The sequence below is a fragment of the Pantoea sp. genome, assembly GCF_028283705.1.
Lineage (GTDB): Bacteria > Pseudomonadota > Gammaproteobacteria > Enterobacterales > Enterobacteriaceae > Pantoea.
In genome coordinates, this window is record NZ_JAPWKD010000015.1 from 125377 (window position 1) to 149238 (window position 23862).

The window sequence follows — 23862 nt, forward strand, 5'->3', positions numbered from 1 at the left end:
AAACTCTGCCACAAGAATAAAAGGCAGGATTTTACTTTGTAAAGTGGCTTAAACATCCTCAGAAATTCAGCGGCGCGGTCGATAACAGGGGAGCCGAAAACACCTTTTTGGGGAACCCATGTTAAAACGAATCAATGTAGTCACCAGCCTGATTGCCGTGTTGCTGGTATTTGGTGCTTTGCAGTTAATTTCTGGCGGGCTGTTCTGGTCTGCTTTACAAAAAGATAAGGAGGCATTTGCTGTCGCACAGGTGTCCACCGACAACGTTGCGGCGATGAGTGATGCCTGGATTGAACTTAACCAGACACGCACGGTGCTGAACCGCGCGATGTTACGTATGCAGGGAAGTATGGCTGCGCAGACCAATGGCGGCCAGCTCAGTGCGCTTATCGCGCAAACGGAAAAACAACTTGATGCGGCGTCAGGCTATTTCCAGCGTTATTACAATCTGCCCGCAACGCCCGGTTTTCCGGTGGAACTGCGCGATCGGCTGGAGGCGGACTACGCGGCCTATAACGACGGCCTGAAAGCGATGCTGGAGCGGTTAAAAGCGGATGATTTGCAAGGCATGTTCGCGCAAAACATCGAAGCTAAACAGGTGAAGATGAAAGCCTCGTATGAGGTCTGGCGTACCAAACAGAGCGAGCTGGCGGCAGCCGGGGCAGAGCAGAATCAGCGCGCGTTCGACACTATGATGTGGCTGCTGGCAACGGTGGCACTGCTGGTGATTGCCGTGATTATTGGCTGCTGGTTTGGTTTACGTTCGGTGCTGATCCTGCCGCTGCAACAGCTGCTGTCGCATATCCGCCACATTGCCTCCGGCGATCTGACGCAGCCGATTCAGGTGGAAGGACGCAACGAAATGAGCCAGCTGGCAGAAGGTTTACAGGAAATGCAGCAGTCGCTGGTGCGTACCGTCAGCAACGTGCGTGACGGTTCTGATGCCATCTTCACCGGTGCCAGCGAAATCTCCGCCGGAAATAACGATCTCTCTGCCCGCACCGAAGAACAGGCTGCTTCGCTGGAGCAGACCGCTGCCAGCATGGAACAGCTGACGGCCACGGTGAAACAGAACGCCGAAAATGCCCGTCAGGCTTCGCAGCTGGCGCTCAGCGCATCAGAAACCGCGCAGAAAGGCGGCAGTGTGGTGGATGGTGTGGTGCGTACCATGCATGACATCGCCGGCAGTTCGAAGAAAATTGCCGATATTATTAGCGTGATCGACGGCATTGCCTTCCAGACCAACATCCTGGCGCTGAACGCTGCGGTGGAAGCGGCGCGCGCCGGTGAACAGGGGCGTGGTTTTGCCGTGGTGGCCGGTGAGGTGCGCAGCCTGGCACAGCGCAGCGCGCAGGCGGCGAAGGAAATCAAAGGATTGATCGAGGACTCGGTGAATCGCGTCAATACCGGCTCGGCGCTGGTAGGGACGGCAGGGGAAACCATGAGCGATATCGTCAACGCGGTCACGCGGGTGACGGACATTATGGGCGAGATTGCCTCGGCATCCGATGAGCAGAGCCGTGGTATCGATCAGGTCGGCCAGGCGGTGACCGAGATGGATCGCGTGACACAACAGAACGCCTCGCTGGTGGAAGAATCTGCGGCCGCTGCGGCTTCACTGGAAGATCAGGCCAGCCGCCTGAGCCAGTCGGTATCGGTGTTTAAGATTCCGCGTGCGCAGGAAGCGACCATGATGACGCGCCATCCGCAGATTGCACCGAAAGTACCCGATATGCCACGTAAAGCGGTGACCGTACCGGTCAGCGACAGCAACTGGGAAACGTTTTAACACCATCACCCACTGACGCCTTACCGTAGCGGCGTGATTTATCGCGCGTCTTTTAAAACCCGCGCAATAAATTGCGCCGCTACAAATCGCACCGCAGGGTAGCGGCACAATTGTCACAGCTGGTCCAACCCCTTCCTTTCAACATAAAGATCACACTTCACACGCCGATAACAGAAGCGATCCGCCAACCAATGAGGTGTTTATGTTTAGTCGTATTCGTGTCGTTTCCGGCCTGCTGTGCGTGCTGGTGTTGTTTGCCTTGCTGCAGCTGTTTTCCGGAGGGATGTTTTTTCAAACGGTGAAAGCCGATAAGGACAATTTTGCTTATAACCAGCGCCTCGTCACTCTGCAACGGGCGATGGGCACCTCATGGGTTTCTCTGGTTCAGGCGCGTAACACGCTGAACCGTGCCGGAATCCGTTATCTGCTGGATAGCCAGCAGGCGGGATCGGGCGCAACGGTGAAAGAACTGGTTGCGCTGGCTAGCGAGGAACTGAAGGCGGCCGATCAGGGCTTTGCCGAATTTAACGCCAATCTGTCAGAAAAAGGCAAAACGGCAGAAAACGTGCTGACGTTACAGGCCAACTACAACGCGTTCCACGGTGCACTGGCGGAACTGATTGATTTTCTCAGCGTCGGTAATTTCAAAGGCTTTGTCGACCAGCCGACTCAGGGCTTCCAGGACAAATTTGAAAAGGATTACAACGCGTGGCTGGGTTACAACAAAATCCTCGCGCAGCGCGGTATTGATGACAACCTGGCGGCGTATCACAAGTCCGTCTGGCTGATTGTCGCCCTGCTGGCGGTCACTCTGGTCTTGATCGCGCTGGTCTGGAGTGGCATGCGTGCGGCACTGATTCGCCCACTGAAGCAGAGTATCGAACATATTCGCCATATTGCGCGTGGTGATCTGACGCAGCAGGTTGAGGTCAGCGTCACTAACGAAATGGGTGATCTGCTCAGCTCGCTGCAACATATGCAGCAGGAACTGGCACGTACCGTACGCATCGTGCGTGATGGCTCTGACGCCATCTATACCGGTGCCAGCGAAATCGCCATGGGCAACAACGATCTCTCCTCACGTACTGAACAACAGGCGGCTTCGCTGGAAGAGACCGCAGCCAGCATGGAGCAGCTGACCGCCACGGTGAAACAGAATGCCGAAAACGCCCGTCAGGCTTCCCAGCTGGCGCTGACTGCCTCCGACACCGCGCAGCAGGGCGGCAAAGTGGTGGATGGCGTGGTCACCACCATGAAAGAAATTGCCGGTAGCTCGAAGAAAATCGCTGATATCACCAGCGTGATCGACGGCATTGCCTTCCAGACCAATATCCTGGCACTGAACGCCGCCGTCGAAGCCGCGCGCGCCGGTGAACAGGGTCGTGGTTTTGCGGTGGTGGCCGGTGAAGTGCGCAGCCTGGCACAGCGCAGCGCCCAGGCAGCGAAAGAAATTAAAGGGCTGATCGAGGACTCGGTAAACCGCGTCAACACCGGTTCGGTGCTGGTGGAGAGTGCAGGCGAGACCATGACCAATATCGTCAACGCGGTCACGCGGGTGACGGACATTATGGGCGAGATTGCCTCGGCGTCGGATGAGCAGAGCCGCGGGATTGACCAGGTGGGTCTGGCGGTTAACGAAATGGACCGCGTGACACAGCAGAACGCCGCACTGGTGGAAGAGTCTGCCACCGCAGCTGCCGCGCTGGAAGATCAGGCCAGCCGACTGAAACAGTCGGTCGCGGTGTTCAATATTGGTAAAGAATTTGTCGCCCAGGCCGTTAACGTATCTACAGCGCCAAAATTATTGCATCCGGCGGCGCCAAAAGCACTGGCTCAACCGGCGGGCGTCCGCGCTGACGATAACTGGGAAACCTTTTAAGCCCTGAGGCCGTGGCAACACGGCCCACATACCTGGGTGCGCACTGGCAGCACAGTAGCAACCGCAGTAACCATAATTTAATCAGTTTGTTGCCGGGTGACCTGAGATGAAGAAATCGACGTTATTGGATCAAAATGAAGCGACATCGCTGCTGACGCAAATGGTACAGCGTCTGCCGCTTTCCGATGCGCATTTTCGTCGTATCAGCCAGTTGATCTATCAGCGTGCCGGTATCGTGCTGGCCGACCACAAACGCGAGATGGTTTATAACCGTCTGGTACGTCGGCTACGCATGCTGAATATTGATGATTTTGGCCGCTATCTGGGTCTGCTGGAGCAGGATCCGAACAGCGCCGAGTGGCAGGCATTTATTAATGCACTGACCACTAACCTGACCTCGTTTTTCCGTGAGGCGCATCATTTCCCGATTTTAGCCGACCATGCACGTAAGCGCAGTGGCAGCTACAACGTGTGGTGTGCTGCCGCGTCAACCGGTGAGGAACCTTACTCTATCGCCATGACGCTGGCGGAAACGCTGGGCACCGGGCCGGGGAAATACCAGGTCCATGCCAGCGATATTGATACCCAGGTACTGGAAAAAGCGGTGGCGGGCGTTTATCGCCAGGAGGAACTGCGCACACTGTCGCAATCACAGCTACAGCGCTTTTTCCTGCGCGGCACGGGTCCACATGAAGGCATGGTGCGGGTACGTTCTGAATTGTCCAGTCAGGTGAGTTATGCGCAGCTGAATTTGCTGGCCAATGACTGGTCGCTGCCGGGGCCGTTTGATGCGATTTTCTGTCGCAACGTGATGATCTATTTCGATAAAGAGACGCAGGAGCAAATCCTGCGCCGGTTTGTTCCCCTGCTGAAGCCGGGCGGTGTGTTGTTTGCCGGGCATTCAGAGAACTTCAGCCAGATCAGTAAAGAGTTCTGGCTGCGTGGACAGACAGTCTATGGACTGACCAAGGAAAGACGATGAGCAAAATCACCGTGATGTGCGTGGATGACTCTGCGCTGATGCGGCAGTTGATGACAGAAATCATCAACAGCCATCCCGATATGGAGATGGTCGCGACTGCGCCGGACCCGCTGGTGGCACGTGACCTAATCAAGCAGTACAACCCGCAAGTGCTGACGCTGGATGTGGAAATGCCGCGCATGGACGGCCTCGATTTTCTCGAAAAGCTGATGCGTCTGCGGCCAATGCCGGTGGTGATGGTGTCATCACTGACCGGTAAAGGCTCAGAAATCACGCTGCGTGCGCTGGAGCTGGGCGCAGTGGATTTTGTCACCAAACCGCAGTTGGGTATCCGTGAGGGAATGCTGGCCTATAGCCAGATGATTGCCGACAAAATCCGTGCGGCGGCGCGTGCCAAATTGCATGCCCGCGCGGCAACGCCGCCACCCGTCACGCTGAAAGCGGTACCGCTGCTGAGTAGTGAAAAGTTGATCGCCATTGGTTCGTCTACCGGTGGCACCGAAGCGATTCGTCATGTCCTTCAACCGTTACCGGCTACCAGCCCGGCGCTGCTGATCACCCAGCATATGCCACCAGGCTTTACCCGTTCCTTTGCCGAACGGCTGAACAAGCTGTGCCAGATTACCGTGAAAGAAGCGGAGGATGGCGAGCGCATTCTGCCCGGCCATGCCTATATCGCGCCAGGCGCGATGCATATGGAGCTGGGGCGTAGCGGTGCCAACTATGTGGTGAAACTGAACGACGGACCGCCGGTTAATCGGCACAAACCCTCGGTGGATGTGCTGTTCCGATCGGTAGCGGTTAACGCTGGACGAAATGCAGTGGGAGTGATTCTGACCGGGATGGGTAACGACGGTGCGGCGGGGATGCTGGAAATGCATCGTGCCGGTGCCTGGACCATCGCCCAGGATGAAGCCAGCTGCGTGGTATTTGGTATGCCGCGAGAGGCAATTGCCCTCGGCGGAGCCAGTGAAGTGGTTGATTTAGGCCACATCAGCCAGCACATGCTGGCAAAAATTAGCGCCGGACAGGCATTGCGAATTTAACAGGCCCGTCCTGCCGGGCAAGACAACACAGGAGTAGATATGGCTGATAAAAATATGCGCTTTTTGGTGGTGGACGACTTCAATACGATGCGTCGTATCGTCCGCAACCTGCTAAAAGAGCTGGGATTCAATAACGTTGAAGAAGCAGAAGACGGCGCGGATGCGCTGACCAAACTGCGCGCAGGCGGCTTTGATTTTGTAATTTCTGACTGGAACATGCCCAACATGGACGGTCTGGAACTGCTGCAAACCATTCGTGCCGATGCCACGCTGGGCAAACTGCCGGTGCTGATGGTAACCGCAGAAGCGAAGAAAGAAAACATCATCGCGGCGGCGCAGGCCGGAGCCAGCGGATACGTAGTGAAGCCGTTTACCGCGGCCACACTGGAAGAAAAATTAGGCAAGATCTTCGAAAAACTGGGTATGTAAGGAGATGTGATGAGCGACCTTCCGAAACCAACAGAAGAAGTCTCGGCACAGGATATCATTGCCCGCATCGGCTCGCTGACGCGCATGCTGCGTGACAGCCTGCGTGAGCTGGGGCTGGATCAGGCGATTGCTGAAGCGGCGGAAGCGATTCCTGATGCGCGCGATCGTCTGGATTATGTGGTGCAGATGACGGCACAGGCGGCAGATCGTGCGCTGAACTGCGTTGAAGCGGCGCAGCCGCACCAGGACAAAATGGAAGCCGGCGCTAACCAGCTGAAAGGCCGCTGGGATGCCTGGTTTGAAAACCCGATTGAGCTGGCGGATGCTCGCGAGTTGGTTTCGGATACGCGCGAATTCCTCACCGCCGTACCGGAGCACACCGCGTTTACCAACAAGCAGCTGCTGGAAATCATGATGGCGCAGGACTTCCAGGATCTGACGGGGCAGGTGATTAAGCGCATGATGGATGTTATCCAGGAAATTGAACGCCAGCTGTTGATGGTGTTGCTGGAAAACATGCCAGAAGTGAGTGCCGAGCAGCGTAAGCAAAGCAACAGCCTGCTGAATGGACCGCAGATTCACACCGATGCACCGGGTGTGGTGGCGAACCAGGACCAGGTCGATGATTTGCTGGATAGTTTAGGGTTTTAATGTTGCCAGGTCGCCATGAATGGCGACCCTACATTCGTAGGGTACGCATTCATGCGTACCTGGATCACATCGCCCGACGCTGCGCCACGGCCAGTGGCGGGGCAACCAGCACCTGCACACCCAGCGCTTCAAAGGCAGTGATTTGCGCGGCCGTAATGCCGCTATCGGTAATCAGATAGTGAATATGGCTCCAGTCGCAGGGCAGGGCGAACATCGAAACCTTATCAATTTTACTCGAGTCGGCCACCACGAACACGGTACTGGCTGACTGAATCATCGCCATCTTCACCTTGATGTCGGTCTCGCTGGGGAAACTTAAACCCAGACGAGGAGAGATACAAGCCGTCGCCAGAAACAGCTTTTCGGCCAGCACGTTCTCAAAAAACGAGGCGGCTTTTTCTCCCGACGTCGACAGCGTGGGAAACTTAAACGTCCCTCCGGTCAGCAGGATATTGATCCCCGGCTCCCCTCCCAGTTTCAACGCAATGTTTACCGCTGTGGTGATCACTGACAGACGGCGGATATGGCCAATCGCTTCGGCAATCGCCGTAGTGGTGGTGCCGGAATCGAAAATCACCGTATCACCGTTCTCAACATACTGCGCGGCAAGTCGACCAATTGCTTCCTTTTCGTCCAGATGCGTTTGACGTTCCAGCAACAATGCACCGGTATTTTGCTTACCGGTCATCAGGGTGGCCCCCCCATGATAACGCTGCACATGCCCGGCCTTCTGCAACATGCGCAGGTCGGTACGAATCGTCGCTTCCGTTAAGCCAAAGGTTTCTGTCAGCGCTTTTACCGTGACCGTGCCGTCTTCACGGATCATCTCAAGTATTTTCTCACGGCGCTGCTGCATGTCGGCCAGCTGCTCAGTTTTACTTTTCAATCGAAACTCTCCCTTTTTCCAATCACGGTCTGATCGTTGCGAAAAGAAACCCGAGCTGATTTTACTCTGCGCACAGAGGATTTGCGAGGTGACTCATACAAACATTGATTTTCGAACGAAAATATAAAATCGATATGGAATTGATTTCACAATGACAAAGCAGCATTTTTATCCATGCTGATTTTCGCGTTATTTTATAAATATCAATAAATACATTAAGATAAAAATTATTCTGGTAATTTGTATGAAATTTGATCTCACCCACAAACCATTAACAAACGATAGCTTATATTTTTGTTCGAAAATGAGTGGCGAGTGTCATCCGCTGACCAGCCATAACCAGAGCTATCGACTGACAACCAGGGAGAGTAAGGATGAGTGGGGAATATGATGTAAATCTGCGCTACGGCGTGAATTCAGACCAGGACCTGACCGGTAAAGTCGCGGTGGTGACGGGGGGACTCGGTGGGATCGCCATGGCCAGTAACCAGATGCTGCTGGAAAAAGGTGCCCGCCTGGCGCTGCTTTATCCTCCCTTCGAAAGCGACAAAGTCGCCAGCGTCAGCAGCCAGTTTGATGCTGAGCGCGTGTTGTTGGTCTGCTGTGATGTCACCGATCCGCAATCGGTGGAGGAGGCTTTCTCCCGCGTTGAACAGCATTACGGCCATCTCGATATCCTGGTGAACTGCGCCGGTTACGTGATGCTGCAACCGGTGCTGGAAACCGAGTTTGCCGAATGGCAGAAGCAAATTGCCGTCAATCTCACCGGGCCTTTTCTCTGCTCGCAGGCGGCAGCCAGACGCATGATCCGCGCCGGTCAGGGCGGCAAGATTATTAACATCGCCTCACAAGCTGCGTCTATTGCTATCGATAACCATGTGGCCTACACCTCGGCCAAGGCCGGGCTGCTGGGTATGACCAAAGTGATGGCGAAAGAGTTTGCGCCATATCGTATTAACGTCAACACCCTGTCGCCGACGGTGGTGTTGACCCCCATGGGTGAAAAAGCCTGGCGTGGCGAGAAGGGGGAACAAATGAAAACCCTGATTCCGCTGGGTCGCTTCGCCTACACCGATGAAATCGCTGCGGCAGTGCTGTTCTTCGCCAGCAATGGCAGCGACATGATCACCGGCGCCGATCTGATGATCGACGGTGGCTTCACTATTTGGTAGTTCCGCGCCCGCACCAGAGAAGGCGACAACCCTGCAAACGTAATAATTACAATGAGAGACATCACCATGAAAACCCGTACCCTGCTGTTAACCGCCATTGCCAGCTGTCTGGTTTCGCATGTCAGCCTCGCGGCGGACAAAGGCACCATTATGATTCTGGTGAATTCCCTGGATAACCCGTATTACGCCTCTGAAGCGAAAGGGGCCAACCTGAAGGCGCAGGAACTCGGCTACAAAACCAGCGTGCTGTCGCACGGTGAAGATGTGAAGAAACAGAGTGAGCTGATCGATGCGGCCATCGGCAAAAAGGTGCAGGGCATCGTGCTGGATAACGCCGATTCCACCGCCAGCGTCGCGGCGATCAAAAAGGCGAAAGATGCCGGTATTCCGGTGGTGTTGATTAACCGTGAAATCCCGGTTGACGATGTGGCGCTGGAACAAATCACCCACAACAATTTCCAGGCGGGTTCAGACGTGGCCAATGTGTTTGTGGAGAAGATGGGTGAGAAGGGCAAATACGCTGAACTGACCTGTAACCTCGCCGACAATAACTGTGTCACCCGTTCCAAATCCTTCCATCAGGTCCTCGATCAATACCCCGATATGCAGAGCGTGGCGCGCCAGGATGCCAAAGGTACGCTGATCGATGGCAAACGCATCATGGACAGCATCCTGCAAGCGCATCCGGATGTGAAAGGGGTGATCTGTGGCAATGGCCCGGTGGCGTTGGGGGCAATCGCCGCGCTGAAAGCGGCCGGACGTAATGATGTCACCGTGGTGGGGATTGATGGCAGCAACGACGAACGTGATGCGGTCGAGGCGGGATCACTGAAAGCCACCGTGATGTTGCAGGCACAGGCAATTGCCGCACAGGGCGTGACCGATCTTGATAACTATATCCAGAAAGGCACCAAACCTGAGAAACAGCGCGTGATGTTCCGCGGCATCCTGATCACCCCGGAAAATGCGAAAAACGTTCAGGATTTTAACTACAAATCTTAATTTCACGCAGGTGCGCCCGCGCGTCGGGCGCCAGGGAGAATGTGATGTACAGACGACTCTGGCTGCTGCTTCCTGTTGTGATCCTCAGCGGCTGCCGCATTGTGTCGCAGCAGGAGCTGGCCGACCTGAAGAATCCCCCCAATCCGCAAATGACAAATATTGCGGGCACATGGCAACAAAAGCTGGTGCCACAGGTGGCGCATGACGCGAAGCCGCTGGCGCAACTGATGAAAGAACTGCAATCCGCGAAGGATTTTGATACCGCCTGTAAAACCCTGGGTTATCGCAGTCAGGAAGAGAATCCCTGCGTATTCAGTGTGAGCGTGCAGGGCGAAGTCACCGGCGTTAACACCACTTCACGCAGTGGAAAAATGATGGTGAAAGATGCGTCCGGCGAAACGGTGACGGTGCAGATGGGACCAATTATTCGCGGTACTGCCCTGCGCGATGTTTACAAAGGGGCCAGCTATCAGGACTTCAACGATCAGGTGTTGTTTGGTGACTATGGCCGGGCCATCAATCAACAGGCGTCTAACATGATGCAGACCTTTAAACCGAAAACCGGCGATAAAGTGGTGCTGGCTGGCGTGTTCAGCAGCTGGGATATTCCGCAACAGGCACCGGATATCACCCCGGCGCAAATCACCCGGCAATAAGGAGATGGCGATGCACAATCCTCAGCCCGCCGGACAGCCGGATGTGATTATCGAAACCCGCAATGTCTCGCGCATTTATCCCGGCGTCACCGCACTGGATCAGGTTAACTATCGTGTCTACCGCAACAAGGTTAACGTGCTGATTGGTGAAAATGGCGCGGGCAAATCCACCATGATGAAAATGCTGGCGGGGGTGGAGACGCCCTCGTCCGGTGAGATTTGGCTTGATGGAGCACCGGTCACGCTCAGTTCCACCCATCAGGCGGAACAGCATGGTATCAGCATCATCTTTCAGGAGCTGAACCTGTTCCCCAATATGAATGTGATGGACAACATCTTCATCGCCAACGAGTTTTTCCAGCGTGGCGTGATCAATGAAAAATATCAGTATGCGTTGGCGAAATCCCTGCTGGAGCGACTGGAGCTGGATGTGGATCCCTATGCTCCGCTGGGGGAGCTGGGCATCGGCCATCAGCAACTGGTGGAAATTGCCCGGGCGCTGTCGAAAGACACGCGGGTACTCATTATGGATGAACCTACCAGCGCCCTGAGCCAGTCCGAGGTCAAAGTGCTGTTTAACGTGATTGACCAACTGAAGCGGCGTGGCGTCACCATCATCTATATCTCGCACCGGCTGGAGGAACTGATGGAAATTGGTGATCACATCACCATCTTCCGTGACGGACGTTTTATCAGTGAACGCGAAGTTCGCGATGCCTCTATCCCGTGGATCATTGAACAGATGGTCGGGGACAAGAAAAAACATTTTGATTACCAGCCTGCACCACAGGGCGAGACGGTGCTCGATGTCACGGGGCTGACGGCGTTACATCAGAACGGCGGCTACAAACTGAATGATGTGTCGTTTTCATTGCGCAAAGGTGAGGTTATCGGCATTTACGGTCTGCTCGGTGCCGGGCGTACCGAGTTGTTTAAGGGGCTGATCGGCATGATGCATTGTCAGTCGGGCAGTGTCTGTCTGAATGGTGCCACCCTCGACAAACAAAGCTTTCAGCAGCGGCTGAAAAAAGGCATCACCCTGGTGCCGGAAGATCGTCAGACCGAGGGTGTGGTACAGCTAATGTCGATCACCGCCAATATGACCCTTACTGAACTCAGCCTGCGCGGTTTTCGTCGTGCGTTGCGGATGCTCAATCCGCAGCAGGAGCGGGGCCGGGTGGATGAGATGATCAGTCAGCTGGCGATTAAAGTCAGCGATGCGGAACTTCCCATCACCTCACTCAGCGGCGGGAATCAGCAAAAAGTGGTGCTGGGCAAAGCGCTGATGACCGGTCCACAGGTGGTACTGCTGGATGAACCCACGCGCGGCATTGACGTGGGGGCGAAAACCGATGTCTATCACCTGATTGGCAACCTGGCGCAACGTGGGCTGGCGGTGATGTTCTCTTCTTCCGAGCTGGATGAGGTGATGGCACTGGCTGACCGTATTCTGGTGATGGCCGATGGCCGTATCACCGCCGATCTGCCCCGAAGCGAAGCGACCAGGGAAGCCCTGATTAGCGCTTCGACACCGCATGATTAAGTGAGGCGAACAATGAATCAAAAATATCTGCTGTATATGTATTTGCTGAAGGCGCGCACGTTTATTGCCCTGCTGATCGTTATTGGCTTCTTCAGCCTGATGGTGCCGAACTTTCTCACCACCTCCAACCTGCTGATCATGACACAACATGTGGCGATCACCGGCTTACTGGCCATCGGCATGACGCTGGTGATCCTGACCGGGGGCATTGATTTGTCGGTGGGGGCGGTGGCCGGGATTTGCGGCATGGTGGCCGGTGCATTGCTCACCAATGGACTGCCGCTGTGGGGCGGTAACGTGATGTTCTTCAACGTCCCGGAGGTGATTCTGCTGGTGGCGTTGTTCGGTATCGCTCTCGGTCTGATCAATGGCGCGGTGGTGACACGGCTGGGTGTGGCTCCCTTTATCTGTACCCTCGGCATGATGTATGTCGCACGCGGTTCGGCGCTGCTGTTTAACGATGGCAGCACTTACGCCAACCTGGTGGGGATGCCGGAACTGGGTAATACCGGTTTTGCTTTGCTGGGTTCGGGCACCGTATTGGGCATCTATATCCCTATCTGGCTGATGGTCGGTTTCCTGCTGCTCGGCCTCTATCTGACGCGTAAAACCCCGCTCGGTCGTTATATCTATGCCACAGGCGGTAATGAATCGGCTGCCCGGCTGGCCGGGGTGCCGATCATCAAGGTGAAGGTGTTTGTCTACGCCTTCTCTGGTCTGTGTGCGGCGCTGGTGGGGTTAGTGGTGGCATCACAGTTACAAACCGCGCACCCGATGACTGGCAACATGTTTGAGATGGATGCCATCGGGGCCACGGTGCTGGGCGGCACGGCGCTGGCGGGCGGACGTGGCCGGGTGTCTGGCTCGATTATCGGCGCTTTCGTTATCGTCTTCCTTGCCGATGGCATGGTGATGATGGGCGTCAGCGATTTCTGGCAGATGGTGATCAAAGGTCTGGTGATTGTCACCGCCGTGGTTATCGATCAGTTCCAGCAAAAATTACAAAGCAAGGTGGTGCTGCTGCGCAGACACGAAAAAAAGCAGCAATCAGCCGCCCTGTCTGAAGTCACTCATGGATAACAGGAGGCAATATGACACGCGATTTTAGTGGGAAGACAGTGGTGATTACCGGGGCCTGTCGCGGCATTGGGGCAGGCATCGCCGAACGTTTTGCCCGCGACGGTGCCCGGCTGGTGATGGTGTCCAATGCCGAACGGGTATTTGCCACGGCGGAAAAATTAACGCAGGAATATGGCAGCGAGATCCTCGCACTGCAGGTGGATGTTACCAATGAAACCGAAGTGCAGCAGCTGTATCAGCAGGCTGTTGGGCGTTTTGGCAGCATTGATGTCTCGATCCAGAACGCCGGGGTGATCACCATCGATCGCTTCGACAGCATGCCGAAAAGTGACTTTGAAAAGATTCTGGCGGTCAATACCACGGGCGTCTGGTTGTGCTGCCGTGAAGCGGCAAAATATATGGTGAAGCAGGGGAGCGGCAGTCTGATCAATACCTCATCCGGGCAGGGGCGGCAGGGGTTTATCTACACGCCACATTACGCTGCCAGCAAGATGGGGGTGATCGGCATTACACAAAGCCTGGCGCTGGAACTGGCTCCCTGGCACATCACCGTTAACGCGTTTTGCCCCGGTATTATCGAGAGCGAAATGTGGGATTACAACGACCGCGTCTGGGGCGAGATCCTCAGCAATGATAAGAAGCAATATGGCAAAGGCGAGCTGATGGCGGAGTGGGTGGAGAATATCCCACTGAAACGTGCCGGACAGCCGCAGGACGTTGCCGGGCTGGTGGCATTTCTGGCATCGGATGATGCGCGTTATATCACCGGGCAAACCATCAATGTGGACGGTGGTTTGATCTTTTCGTGAACAACGTGATGGGGCGTCGCAATTAGCCTGAACGTCAATCCACCTGGTGCGAATGAATTCGCACGTGACAAATCCAGGGTCGGCATTTATGCCGACCAGGAAAATATTGCACGAAATCAAATCGGCTATTCAGACAGAGTGACACTGCGGAAATTGAGAAATATGTTAAGGTTATCTTTACGCTGTTTTGTGAGAGACCTCTAATTTTTATCTGAATTGAACCCGATTTCGTTATGTTACCAGCTGTTTTGATACCTCAATTCCTGCGTTTTACCCTCGGTGCTGCGGCACTGCTTATGGCTGTGCCTGCTGCTCAGGCGCTGATGCCTGACAACAATATTTCCGCTACCCCATTTGGTGACGCGGCGCATTTCGTGAAGATGGCCGATGATTTACCCGCCCTTGGTTACCAGGCTGACAGTGAAAACCTCGCGAAAAAGCTGGCAGATATGGCGAAAAGCATCGGCGAGGCGAGCGAGAGCAGCAGCGATACCACTTTTGGCCATCAGGCGGGCGTCTGGGCATTTAACCATTTCCGCGATGAAGTAGCAGAACGGGTGCAGAGCGAAGGACAGTCAATGCTCTCACCTTATGGCACTGCGCAGATTGATTTGAATGTCGATATGGATGGCAACTTTACCGGCAGTGGTGCCGAATTGCTGACACCCTGGGCCGATCGCCAGCGTTATCTCACCTTTAGCCAGCTGGGATTTCATCAGACGGACGATGGCCTGGTGGCCAACGTCGGACTGGGCCAGCGCTGGGTGGCCGGTAGCTGGTTGCTCGGTTACAACGCATTTGTCGATCATATGTTCGATAGCAGTTTGCAACGCGGTTCGCTGGGTACGGAGGCCTGGGCGGATTATCTGCGTTTTTCTGCTAACTACTATTATCCGCTTTCGGGCTGGCACAACGGCGATCCTAATCAGCAGCAACGCATGGCGCGTGGCTATGATTTTACGACTCAGGGGTATCTGCCGTTTTATCGTCAGCTCGGCGTCTCGGTCAGCTGGGAACAGTATCTGGGGCAGGATGTGGATCTGTTTAATTCAGGCACCCGCTATCACAATCCCTCGGCACTGACCTTCGGTCTTTCCTACACGCCGGTGCCGCTGGTTACCGTCTCCGCCAGCCACAAAACCGGCAGTGAAGGGGAGAGTCAGGACCAGTTCGGCCTGCGGCTGAATTATCGTTTTGGCGTGGCCTTAAGCCAGCAGCTGGATGCCGCTAATGTGGCCGCTGCCCGTTCGCTTCGCGGTAGCCGCTACGACACAGTCACGCGTAATTACACGCCGGTGATGGAGTACCGGCAGCGCAAAACGCTGGCGGTATTTCTTGCCACACCGCCGTGGCAGCTGAACGGGAGTGAAAGTTTACCGTTGAAGCTGCAAATCCACTCGGTCAATCCGATCATCGCGGTCAGCTGGCAAGGCGATACCCAGGCGCTGAGTCTTACCCCGCCAGCCAACCCGAATGATCCCCAGGGCTGGAGCATCATTATGCCCGCGTGGGACAACACGCCAGGGGCGAGCAATCATTATCGCCTCGCGGTAACGCTGGAGGACAGTAAGCATAATCGTGTGACGTCTAACTGGATCACGTTACAGCTGCAACAACCGTTCACGCTAAATCAAACCGAAGGCACACGTTTTGATGTGCTGGAGCCGTAAAAGAAAAGGGCAGCTTGCGCTGCCCTTTGGGGCGTCCGGTTGACACGGGCCGGACGACAATGAGGGTAAACCAACTTAGAACTGGTACACCAGACCCACAGCAGTGATGTCGTCGGTAGCCAGACCCAGTGGGTTGTTGTCCTTCAACAGGTTGATGCGGTATTCCGCATAAGCAGACATGTTTTTGTTGAAGTAGTAAGTTGCACCAATTGAGGTGTACTTGATGATGTCCGCATCGCCGATGCTCTCAATGTCTTTACCTTTCGAAGACACGTAGCCCACAGACGGACGGAAACCGTTCAGGAACTGATACTGCGCAACCGCTTCGAAGTTCACCGCTTTGTTGGCGAAACCACCAGAAATCGGCGTGGCATTCATGGTCTGACCGTACATGGTCGCCAGATAGATCTGGTTAGCGTCGTATTTGATACCGGTTGCCCAGTGCTGCGCTTTATCACCGTGACCACGGGTTGCGGCATTCTGTGTCTCAGTACGATCGAGGCTGGCGTAAGCACCAACCAGGCTCAGACCGAAGTCGAAATCGTAAGAAGTCGACAGGGCGAAACCGTCACCATTGGAACGGCGTACCGCGATGGTTGAATAATCGGTGCGGTCGTTTTTGCCTTCGTACTGAGCAGCAACGTTCAGGCCTTTAACCAGACCGAAGAAATCTTTGTTACGCCAGGTCAGCACGCCAGTAGAGCGGCCAGACAGGAAGGCGTCGGTGTAACCTGAGTCACCACCGAAGAACGGCAGCATATCGGTGTAGCCCAGCACGTCATAAACCAGACCGTAGTTACGGCCGTAGTCCAGTGAGCCGAACTCACCATATTTCAGACCTGCGTAACCCAGACGGGTACGGTTACCGGTTTGTGAATCAGTACCGCCTTCGGAGTTGCTCAGGCTGTACTGATACTGCCAGAAACCATAGCCGGTCAGCTGATCAGTAATTTTGGTTTCGCCTTTGAAACCCAGACGGGTGTAAGAGGAAGTTTCACCGTTGTTGTTGTCATCATCAGAAAACAGGTGTGAAACGTTGATTTTCCCGACCAGGTCAAGTTTGTTGCCATCTTTGTTATAGATTTCCGCGGCGTGAGCAGTAGAAAGTCCCAGCAGTAACGGCATTACTGCTGCCAGTAAAGAACGCTTCATCATTTAATTTTTACCCTATGTTATTTTTTAATTGTTGCCCTGCTATGGGGCGAAACGAAAATGACACAAAAGGTTCAAGATCGAAAGTGCAATAAATGTAACAATTTATTTCGTGTTGGCTTTTTGTGCGAATGTCGTTCGCGTATTCCAATATATGGAAATAGTTATTGTTTTTACTTATCTATGAACATAACCGAAATCATGAATTTAAAATAACTAACATAATGAAATTAATCATTTTATTGTTTTTTGACTTTGCCATGTTATTTGATTTTCTAATGTCCGTATATAGGATCTGTCTATGTGATTTTGTTCAATAACATATTAGCGAAGTCACCTAATAGTTAGCCTGATCACTTTTTCTATAAATACGCTGTTTCTGTTTATTTCTGAAATTATAATAACCTTAGTCACTAAAAAACTTTCCATCCTCGCGCCATTCCACAATGGCGAAAATAACCGCAATGGCGTTATTTGTTTGTTAAAATCTGTATTAAAAGTAGCCAGTTCAATGGGGCGTTTTCGCGCACTAATATCGTGCCGTTACGCACCATAAGTGATCATTGCGCCCTGAATTGGTGCTTGTTTTGCCTCGCACTGGCGAAATATTTGCTGGCCGGTCACAAAAGCAATATTTCATTTTGTGAATGCATAAATCCTCTTAAGAATTCTCTGACATATAGACGCCATCAGACTGATATTCACTTTTTATGCATTTAAAGTGAATAATGACATAGTGTAACTCATTGATATTTCGTTGCATGGATCCGTTTATGCATTTTTTCCTCTGGCTGGCATGGTTACTGCAATATACAGTTAAGCCGAGGGTTACCAGTTTTTAACATTTTTAAAACAATGGCTTCACGTTAAGTGGAGCAGGAGAAGGGTTATGTCAATGCAGGTTTCACGTCACGATTTCGATCAATGGATGATGCCAGTTTATGCACCCGCCGTGTTTGTTCCGGTGCGCGCTGAAGGTTCAACACTCTGGGATCAGCAGGGTAAGGATTATATCGATTTCGCCGGAGGAATTGCCGTCAATGCGCTGGGACATGCGCATCCGGCACTGCAACAGGCGTTGCAGGAACAGGCCAGCAAACTGTGGCATACCGGTAACGGCTACACCAATGAACCTATCCTGCGTCTGGCAAAACAACTGATTGATGCCACCTTTGCTGACCGCGTGTTTTTCTGTAACTCCGGTGCTGAAGCCAATGAAGCGGCGCTGAAGCTGGCGCGTAAAGTGGCGCATGACCGCTTCGGTGCAGAAAAAAGCGGTATCGTCGCTTTTAATAACGCCTTCCATGGTCGCACCTTATTTACCGTCTCGGCGGGTGGTCAGCCTGCCTATTCCCGCGATTTTGCGCCGCTGCCGCCGGATATCCAGCACGCGCCTTATAACGATCTTGCAGCGGCAGCGGCCTTAATCAATGACCAAACCTGTGCGGTGATCGTTGAACCGATTCAGGGTGAGGGCGGTGTGGTACCGGCTGATCCCGCGTTTCTGCGCGGCCTGCGAGCACTCTGTGACCAGCATCATGCCGTACTGATTTTCGACGAAGTCCAAAGCGGTGTAGGCCGTACCGGTTCGCTTTACGCTTATATGCACTACGGCGTGACCCCGGATGTTCTCACTACCGCCAAAGCTCTGGGTGGCGGATTCCCGATCGGCGCGATGCTGACGCGTGAGGACCTGGCGCTGGTGATGGGAGTGGGTACCCACGGCACCACCTATGGCGGCAACCCGCTGGCTGGCGCGGTCGGGGGCAAAGTGATGGAACTGATTAACCAGCCCGCCTTTATGGCCGGAGTGAGTGAACGCCATCAGTGGTTTGTTGATGCCCTGGAAGAACTGAATCGACGTCTGCCGTTGTTTAAGGAAATCCGTGGACTTGGTCTGTTGATTGGCGCGGTGCTGAACGACGATTTCGCCGGTAAAGCTAAACAGTTCAATCTGGCCGCAGCGGAAGAAGGTGTCATGGTATTGATTGCCGGTGCCAGCGTGGTGCGCTTCGCCCCGGCGCTCAATATCAGTGAGCAGGAAGCGAAAGAAGGGCTGGCGCGTTTCGCCCGTGCCTGTGAACGCGTGCTCAAAGGAGCAGCATTATGATGGTAATCCGTCCCGTCGAACGTGACGACCTGGCGCAGTTGCTGTCGCTGGCGGGCAAAACCGGTGGCGGCTTGACGTCGCTGCCGGCGGATAGCCATACCCTGCAGGCCCGTATCGAACGCTCATTGCTGACGTGGCAGGACGCTCTGCCGCGTGCCGAACAGGGCTATGTGTTTGTGCTGGCTGACAGCGAGGATAATCGTGCGGTGGGGATTTGCGCGATTGAGGTGGCCGTGGGGTTACAGGATCCCTGGTACAACTTTCGTGTGGGTACGCAGGTGCATGCGTCAAAAGAGTTGAATGTCTATGCCAGCCTGCCAACGCTGTCGCTGAGTAACGACCATACCGGCAGCAGCGAGTTGTGCACCTTGTTTCTCGATCCTGATTATCGCGATGGTAAGAATGGCTACCTGCTGTCTAAATCGCGTTTTCTGTTTATGGCTAATTTCCGCAACCGTTTTATGCAGCATGTGGTGGCGGAGATGCGAGGTGTCAGTGATGAAAACGGCCATTCGCCGTTCTGGGATAGTGTCGGCAGCCGCTTTTTCTCAATGGAATTCAGCAAAGCTGACTTCCTTAGCGGCACCGGGCAGAAAGCCTTTATCGCTGAACTGATGCCGAAGCATCCGTTGTATATCCATTACCTGAGCGAAGCCGCACAACAGGTGATTGGAGTGACCCATCCCAAAACTGCGCCTGCGCGGGCGGTGCTTGAAGCCGAAGGATTTCGCTACCTCAACTATGTCGATATTTTTGACGGTGGCCCGACCCTGGAGTGCGAAATCGACCGCATCCGCGCCATCCGTAAAAGCCAGCTGCTGACGGCGGTAGCCGGAGAAGCCAGCGACGAATGGCCGCTGTGTCTGGTAGCGAACCTCAATTATCAACAATTTCGTGTTGCGCTGTTGCCGGTGGATATCGCCTCTGGTCGCGTGCGCCTCAACGACAGCCAGCGTGATGCGCTGTGCTGTGGCTATGGCGACAACCTGCGTGTTGTGACGCTCGGTCGCGAGGAGAAAAAAGCATGACGCATTTTATCAATGGTCAATGGCTGACCGGTGGCGCAGACGCCTTCAGCAAACAAAACCCGGTCAGCGGTGAAACCCTGTGGCAGGGCAAATCAGCATCGGCGTCTCAGGTCGCCGCCGCCTGCGAAGCGGCGCGTGCCGCGTTTCCGCACTGGGCGCGCAAAACTTTTGCCGAGCGTCAGGCGCTGGTGGAGGCATTTGGTCGCCAGCTGGAAGCCCATAAGAACGAACTGGCGGCCACCATCGCCCGGGAAACCGGTAAACCCCGCTGGGAAACGCTGACGGAAGTGCAGGCGATGATCAACAAAATCGCTATTTCCGTAAAGGCCTACCATACCCGCACCGGCGAGCAGGCTGAAGGTGAAAGCTCGTTGCGCCATCGTCCGCATGGGGTGCTGGCGGTATTTGGCCCTTATAACTTTCCCGGTCATTTGCCGAATGGTCATATTGTACCGGCGCTGCTGGCAGGTAACTGCGTGGTGTTCAAACCCAGTGAACTGACGCCGATGACCGCAGAAAAAACCGTGCAGCTGTGGCAGAAAGCGGGCATCCCTGCCGGGGTACTCGGTATGGTGCAGGGCGGTCGTGACACCGGCCAGGCACTGGCGGCGGAAAGCCAGATTGATGGCCTGCTGTTTACCGGCAGTGCCGCGACGGGCTATCACCTGCATAAGCAGTTTGCCGGACAGCCGGAGAAAATGCTGGCGCTGGAGATGGGCGGTAACAATGCCCTGATTGTTGAGGAACCGGCTGATATAGACGGTGCGGTGCATATCGCCATTCAGTCGGCGTTTATCACCGCCGGGCAGCGTTGCACCTGTGCGCGTCGCTTACTGGTGAAACGCGGAGCGGCGGGTGATGCGTTTCTGCAACGTCTGGTAGAAGTGAGTGGCCGTTTACACCCTGCGGCCTGGAATGCTGAACCTCAGCCGTTTATGGGTAGTGTGATCTCCCCGGCCGCAGCCGGACAGATCTTTGCTGCCTGGCAGAAGCGGGTGGATATGGGCGGGAAAGTGCTGCTGGGTATGCACTGGCCAGATCGCGACAGCGCCATCATCACGCCGGGCATCATTGATATGACCGATGTGCGCGCATTACCGGATGAGGAAGTTTTCGGCCCGTTATTGCAGGTGGTGCGCTATGACAGCTTTGAGCAGGCGATTCGTCTCGCCAATCAGACCCGTTATGGCCTCTCTTGCGGCCTGATTTCACCGCAGCGCGCGCAGTTCGATCAACTGTTGCTGGAAGCGCGCGCTGGCATTGTTAACTGGAACAAACCACTGACCGGGGCAGCCAGCTCTGCACCGTTTGGCGGCGTTGGTGCCTCCGGCAACCATCGTGCCAGCGCCTGGTATGCGGCGGATTATTGCGCCTGGCCGATGGCATCGCTGGAAAGTCCCAACCTTAATCTGCCGGGCAGTTTATCGCCGGGTCTCGATTTTTCTGCGGCGGAGGCCTCTGAATGAATGCGTTCGAAGCTAACTTTGATGGCCTGGTCGGCCTGACGCATCATTACGCCGGATTGTCGTTTGGTAACGAAGCTTCGACGCGCAATCAGCTGCAACCCTCGAACCCGCGTCTGGCGGCGAAACAGGGACTGCTGAAAATGAAAGCGCTGGCGGATATGGGCTATGTACAGGGGGTTATTCCACCCCATGAGCGGCCCAATCTGCCGTTACTGCGTCAGCTCGGATTCAGCGGAAGCGATGAGCAGGTACTGGCCCAGGCGGCAAAGCAGGTGCCACAACTGCTGTCGGCAGCCAGTTCAGCGTCGGCGATGTGGGTCGCCAACGCTGCGACAGTTTCTCCCTCCGCCGACAGCGCCGACGGTCGCGTGCACTTCACCGTTGCCAATCTCAACAACAAGTTTCATCGCGCGATTGAAGCGCCGGAAACCGCCGATTTGCTGCGGGCGATCTTCCGCGATCCGCAACACTTCAGCGTGCATGATGCGCTGCCGCAGGTCGCACTCTTTGGTGATGAAGGCGCGGCTAACCATAACCGCTTCGGTGCGGCTTATGGTGACGCCGGGGTCCAGCTGTTTATTTATGGCCGTGACGGGAAGCAGCCGGGGGCTGAACCGGCGCGTTATCCGGCGCGGCAGACGCGTGAAGCCAGTGAGGCGGTGGCGCGTCTGCATCAGCTCAACGCGGAGCGGACGGTTTTCGCGCAGCAAAATCCGCGCGTGATTGACCAGGGAGTGTTCCATAACGATGTGATCGCCGTCAGTAATCAGCAGGTGCTGTTTTGCCATGAAGAGGCGTTCGTCAATCAGCCACAGCTGCTTGCCGATTTAGCGTCTCGGGTGCCGGGTTTCTGCGCGATTGAAGTACCGGGCAGCAAGGTTTCCGTTGCCGATGCGGTGAATACTTATCTATTCAACAGCCAGCTGTTGCAGCGCGCCGATGGCGGCATGCTGCTGGTGCTGCCGGAAGAGTCGCGTCAGCATAGCGGTGTCTGGCGTTATCTGACCGAGCTGGTGGCGAGCGGCGGGCCAATTCGCGAACTGAAGGTTTTCGACCTGCGTGAAAGTATGTACAACGGCGGCGGTCCGGCGTGTCTGCGTCTGCGCGTGGTGCTGACTGAAGCGGAGCGTCAGGCACTGAATCCAGCGGTACTGATGAACGATCGCCTGTTTGCCACCCTGAATGACTGGGTCGATCGTCATTATCGTGATCGCTTAACCCAGGCGGACCTGGCCGATCCGCAACTGTTACGTGAAGGACGCACGGCACTGGATGAACTGACACAGCTGCTAGACTTAGGCAGTGTCTACGCGTTTCAGCGCTAATGTCGGGGGCGAATATTTCGCCCCTGGCTTTACGTAAGGAGAGAGAATGCAGGATTTTTTACAACAAACATTGTCTGGCCGGGTACCGCAGGAACGTCAGGGGCAAAATGCCCACCTGAGCTGGCAGTGGCTTGATGAGGGCATTCTGTCCTTAACCCCGCACGCACCGACGTCTCAGGCGCTGGTACTGTCGGCGGGGATCCACGGTAATGAAACCGCCCCGGTTGAGATCCTTAACCTGCTGCTCACGCCCCTGCTGCGGGGAGAAAAACCGCTGGCGGTGCGCCTGCTGGTGTTGCTGGGGAATCCACAGGCGCTGCGTAGCGGCAAGCGCTATCAGCAATATGATATCAATCGGTTATTTGGTGGCCGCTGGCAGCAGGTATCTGACGTAGCGGAAGCGCGACGTGCGATGCGGCTGGAACAGGCACTGGAAACCTTCTGGCATAACTGCATCGGCACTGAGACGCGCTGGCATCTCGATCTGCATACCGCGATTCGCGGTTCGTATCATGCCCGCTTTGGTGTGATGCCACAAAATCTGCGTCCGTGGCCGGATGACTTTATGCACTGGCTGGCGGCGGCGGGTCTGGAAGCGCTGGTGTTCCATCGTTCACCTGGCGGTACTTTTACCCATTTCAGCTGCGAACATTTCTCTGCGGCCAGCTGTACGCTGGAACTGGGTAAAGCGCTGCCGTTTGGCGAAAATGATCTTACCCAGTTCAGTGCGGCACAGCAGGCACTGGCGGCGTTGTTATACGGTGATGCGTTGCCGGCGATCGAGGCGTCGCCTCGTCATTATCGTGTTGCCCAGCAAATTACCCGACATGGGGAAGATTTCGTGTTGCATATGGGGCCGGAAACCCTGAATTTTACCGCATTTCCGCAGGGCACCCTGCTGGCGGAGGAGGGGGATACCCGTTATTACGTGCAGCAGGCACGGGAATATGTGCTGTTTCCCAATCCGAATGTCGCACCGGGTTTACGCGCTGGCCTGATGCTGGTGGAAGAGAACGAACAGACACAGGCGCTGGCGTTGTAACGATCGCACCAGGCCGTAGCAGCGCGATTTATCGCGCTGCACCCTTTCGTTTTACCGACAAGAACGTTACACTCCTCCTTAATTCCTGCGCTTTTTACCTTATTTGTCATACTCTTTTGCAATTCCTCACGCATTTCTTCTCAAT

At 55.0% G+C, this 23862-nt stretch carries 20 protein-coding genes; 18 read left to right on the forward strand and 2 right to left on the reverse strand.

Features of this window, described 5'->3' with window-relative positions; translation table 11 throughout:
• The first annotated feature begins 118 nt into the window (after window positions 1-118).
• The 6 genes from PW844_RS13330 to cheZ all read left to right on the forward strand — a co-directional run bounded on the left by PW844_RS13330 (window position 119) and on the right by cheZ (window position 6776).
• On the forward strand, window positions 119-1789 hold the full coding sequence (locus PW844_RS13330) for a methyl-accepting chemotaxis protein (RefSeq protein ID WP_299452320.1): 1671 nt from the start codon (window positions 119-121) through the stop codon (window positions 1787-1789).
• Window positions 1790-1991: 202 nt separating this feature from the next.
• Complete coding sequence (locus PW844_RS13335; protein WP_299452322.1) at window positions 1992-3668, forward strand: methyl-accepting chemotaxis protein; 1677 nt, start codon at window positions 1992-1994, stop codon at window positions 3666-3668.
• 106 nt (window positions 3669-3774) lie between these two features.
• Window positions 3775-4650 (forward strand): protein-glutamate O-methyltransferase CheR, encoded by an 876-nt coding sequence (gene cheR / locus PW844_RS13340; protein WP_299452325.1) that lies wholly within the window; start codon window positions 3775-3777, stop codon window positions 4648-4650.
• Window positions 4647-5696, forward strand: a complete 1050-nt coding sequence (locus PW844_RS13345; RefSeq protein WP_299452328.1) for a chemotaxis response regulator protein-glutamate methylesterase — start codon at window positions 4647-4649, stop codon at window positions 5694-5696. Before cheR ends, PW844_RS13345 begins: the two co-directional genes overlap by 4 nt.
• 39 nt (window positions 5697-5735) lie before the next feature.
• A complete protein-coding gene (cheY, locus tag PW844_RS13350) occupies window positions 5736-6125 on the forward strand; it encodes a chemotaxis response regulator CheY (protein WP_013508787.1) in 390 nt (129 codons plus the stop codon).
• Between the two features lie 9 nt (window positions 6126-6134).
• On the forward strand, window positions 6135-6776 hold the full coding sequence (gene cheZ / locus PW844_RS13355) for a protein phosphatase CheZ (RefSeq protein ID WP_299452332.1): 642 nt from the start codon (window positions 6135-6137) through the stop codon (window positions 6774-6776).
• Window positions 6777-6840: 64 nt separating this feature from the next.
• Here the strand turns inward: cheZ and PW844_RS13360 are convergent, their stop codons facing one another.
• Window positions 6841-7662 (reverse strand): DeoR/GlpR family DNA-binding transcription regulator, encoded by an 822-nt coding sequence (locus PW844_RS13360; RefSeq protein ID WP_299452335.1) that lies wholly within the window; start codon window positions 7660-7662, stop codon window positions 6841-6843.
• Window positions 7663-8036: 374 nt separating this feature from the next.
• Here PW844_RS13360 and PW844_RS13365 point away from each other — a divergent pair, with 374 nt between their 5' ends.
• The 7 genes from PW844_RS13365 (at window position 8037) to PW844_RS13395 (ending at window position 15594) form a co-directional block, all read left to right on the forward strand.
• Window positions 8037-8834 (forward strand): GolD/DthD family dehydrogenase, encoded by a 798-nt coding sequence (locus tag PW844_RS13365; RefSeq protein ID WP_299452337.1) that lies wholly within the window; start codon window positions 8037-8039, stop codon window positions 8832-8834.
• A gap of 66 nt (window positions 8835-8900) precedes the next feature.
• Window positions 8901-9836 carry a D-ribose ABC transporter substrate-binding protein gene (locus PW844_RS13370; protein ID WP_084874010.1) on the forward strand — a complete coding sequence of 312 codons (936 nt, stop codon included), beginning with the start codon at window positions 8901-8903 and terminating at the stop codon, window positions 9834-9836.
• 44 nt (window positions 9837-9880) lie between these two features.
• A complete protein-coding gene (locus PW844_RS13375; RefSeq protein WP_299452346.1) occupies window positions 9881-10492 on the forward strand; it encodes a DUF2291 family protein in 612 nt (203 codons plus the stop codon).
• A gap of 10 nt (window positions 10493-10502) precedes the next feature.
• On the forward strand, window positions 10503-12035 hold the full coding sequence (locus PW844_RS13380; RefSeq protein ID WP_299452348.1) for a sugar ABC transporter ATP-binding protein: 1533 nt from the start codon (window positions 10503-10505) through the stop codon (window positions 12033-12035).
• A 12-nt stretch (window positions 12036-12047) separates the two neighbouring features.
• Window positions 12048-13115 (forward strand): ABC transporter permease, encoded by a 1068-nt coding sequence (locus tag PW844_RS13385; RefSeq protein ID WP_299452350.1) that lies wholly within the window; start codon window positions 12048-12050, stop codon window positions 13113-13115.
• Between the two features lie 11 nt (window positions 13116-13126).
• On the forward strand, window positions 13127-13924 hold the full coding sequence (locus PW844_RS13390; RefSeq protein ID WP_299452351.1) for a glucose 1-dehydrogenase: 798 nt from the start codon (window positions 13127-13129) through the stop codon (window positions 13922-13924).
• Between the two features lie 233 nt (window positions 13925-14157).
• Window positions 14158-15594 (forward strand): YchO/YchP family invasin, encoded by a 1437-nt coding sequence (locus tag PW844_RS13395; protein WP_299452353.1) that lies wholly within the window; start codon window positions 14158-14160, stop codon window positions 15592-15594.
• A 75-nt stretch (window positions 15595-15669) separates the two neighbouring features.
• Here the strand turns inward: PW844_RS13395 and PW844_RS13400 are convergent, their stop codons facing one another.
• On the reverse strand, window positions 15670-16749 hold the full coding sequence (locus PW844_RS13400; RefSeq protein WP_299452354.1) for a porin: 1080 nt from the start codon (window positions 16747-16749) through the stop codon (window positions 15670-15672).
• A gap of 886 nt (window positions 16750-17635) precedes the next feature.
• Here PW844_RS13400 and PW844_RS13405 point away from each other — a divergent pair.
• The 5 genes from PW844_RS13405 to astE are packed head-to-tail and all read left to right on the forward strand — an operon-like array spanning window position 17636 to window position 23717.
• Window positions 17636-18856 (forward strand): aspartate aminotransferase family protein, encoded by a 1221-nt coding sequence (locus tag PW844_RS13405; RefSeq protein ID WP_299452356.1) that lies wholly within the window; start codon window positions 17636-17638, stop codon window positions 18854-18856.
• A complete protein-coding gene (gene astA / locus PW844_RS13410) occupies window positions 18853-19884 on the forward strand; it encodes an arginine N-succinyltransferase (RefSeq protein WP_299452358.1) in 1032 nt (343 codons plus the stop codon). Before PW844_RS13405 ends, astA begins: the two co-directional genes overlap by 4 nt.
• Window positions 19881-21350, forward strand: coding sequence for a succinylglutamate-semialdehyde dehydrogenase (astD, locus tag PW844_RS13415; RefSeq protein WP_299452360.1), 1470 nt, complete (start codon window positions 19881-19883; stop codon window positions 21348-21350). The genes astA and astD overlap by 4 nt, the downstream gene beginning before the upstream one ends.
• Window positions 21347-22675, forward strand: coding sequence for an N-succinylarginine dihydrolase (astB, locus tag PW844_RS13420; protein WP_299452361.1), 1329 nt, complete (start codon window positions 21347-21349; stop codon window positions 22673-22675). The genes astD and astB overlap by 4 nt, the downstream gene beginning before the upstream one ends.
• 46 nt (window positions 22676-22721) lie before the next feature.
• Complete coding sequence (gene astE / locus PW844_RS13425; protein ID WP_299452363.1) at window positions 22722-23717, forward strand: succinylglutamate desuccinylase; 996 nt, start codon at window positions 22722-22724, stop codon at window positions 23715-23717.
• Window positions 23718-23862 lie beyond the last annotated feature (145 nt).

Coding starts and splice junctions, on each gene's coding strand:
- PW844_RS13330 (WP_299452320.1), top strand. CDS start 119: ATGTTAAAACGAATCAATGTAGTCACCAGCCTGATTGCCGTGTTGCTG.
- cheZ (WP_299452332.1), top strand. CDS start 6,135: ATGAGCGACCTTCCGAAACCAACAGAAGAAGTCTCGGCACAGGATATC.
- PW844_RS13395 (WP_299452353.1), top strand. CDS start 14,158: ATGTTACCAGCTGTTTTGATACCTCAATTCCTGCGTTTTACCCTCGGT.
- astA (WP_299452358.1), top strand. CDS start 18,853: ATGATGGTAATCCGTCCCGTCGAACGTGACGACCTGGCGCAGTTGCTG.
- cheY (WP_013508787.1), top strand. CDS start 5,736: ATGGCTGATAAAAATATGCGCTTTTTGGTGGTGGACGACTTCAATACG.
- PW844_RS13375 (WP_299452346.1), top strand. CDS start 9,881: ATGTACAGACGACTCTGGCTGCTGCTTCCTGTTGTGATCCTCAGCGGC.
- PW844_RS13365 (WP_299452337.1), top strand. CDS start 8,037: ATGAGTGGGGAATATGATGTAAATCTGCGCTACGGCGTGAATTCAGAC.
- PW844_RS13390 (WP_299452351.1), top strand. CDS start 13,127: ATGACACGCGATTTTAGTGGGAAGACAGTGGTGATTACCGGGGCCTGT.
- astD (WP_299452360.1), top strand. CDS start 19,881: ATGACGCATTTTATCAATGGTCAATGGCTGACCGGTGGCGCAGACGCC.
- astE (WP_299452363.1), top strand. CDS start 22,722: ATGCAGGATTTTTTACAACAAACATTGTCTGGCCGGGTACCGCAGGAA.
- PW844_RS13335 (WP_299452322.1), top strand. CDS start 1,992: ATGTTTAGTCGTATTCGTGTCGTTTCCGGCCTGCTGTGCGTGCTGGTG.
- cheR (WP_299452325.1), top strand. CDS start 3,775: ATGAAGAAATCGACGTTATTGGATCAAAATGAAGCGACATCGCTGCTG.
- astB (WP_299452361.1), top strand. CDS start 21,347: ATGAATGCGTTCGAAGCTAACTTTGATGGCCTGGTCGGCCTGACGCAT.
- PW844_RS13400 (WP_299452354.1), bottom strand. CDS start 16,749: ATGATGAAGCGTTCTTTACTGGCAGCAGTAATGCCGTTACTGCTGGGA.
- PW844_RS13345 (WP_299452328.1), top strand. CDS start 4,647: ATGAGCAAAATCACCGTGATGTGCGTGGATGACTCTGCGCTGATGCGG.
- PW844_RS13405 (WP_299452356.1), top strand. CDS start 17,636: ATGTCAATGCAGGTTTCACGTCACGATTTCGATCAATGGATGATGCCA.
- PW844_RS13380 (WP_299452348.1), top strand. CDS start 10,503: ATGCACAATCCTCAGCCCGCCGGACAGCCGGATGTGATTATCGAAACC.
- PW844_RS13370 (WP_084874010.1), top strand. CDS start 8,901: ATGAAAACCCGTACCCTGCTGTTAACCGCCATTGCCAGCTGTCTGGTT.
- PW844_RS13385 (WP_299452350.1), top strand. CDS start 12,048: ATGAATCAAAAATATCTGCTGTATATGTATTTGCTGAAGGCGCGCACG.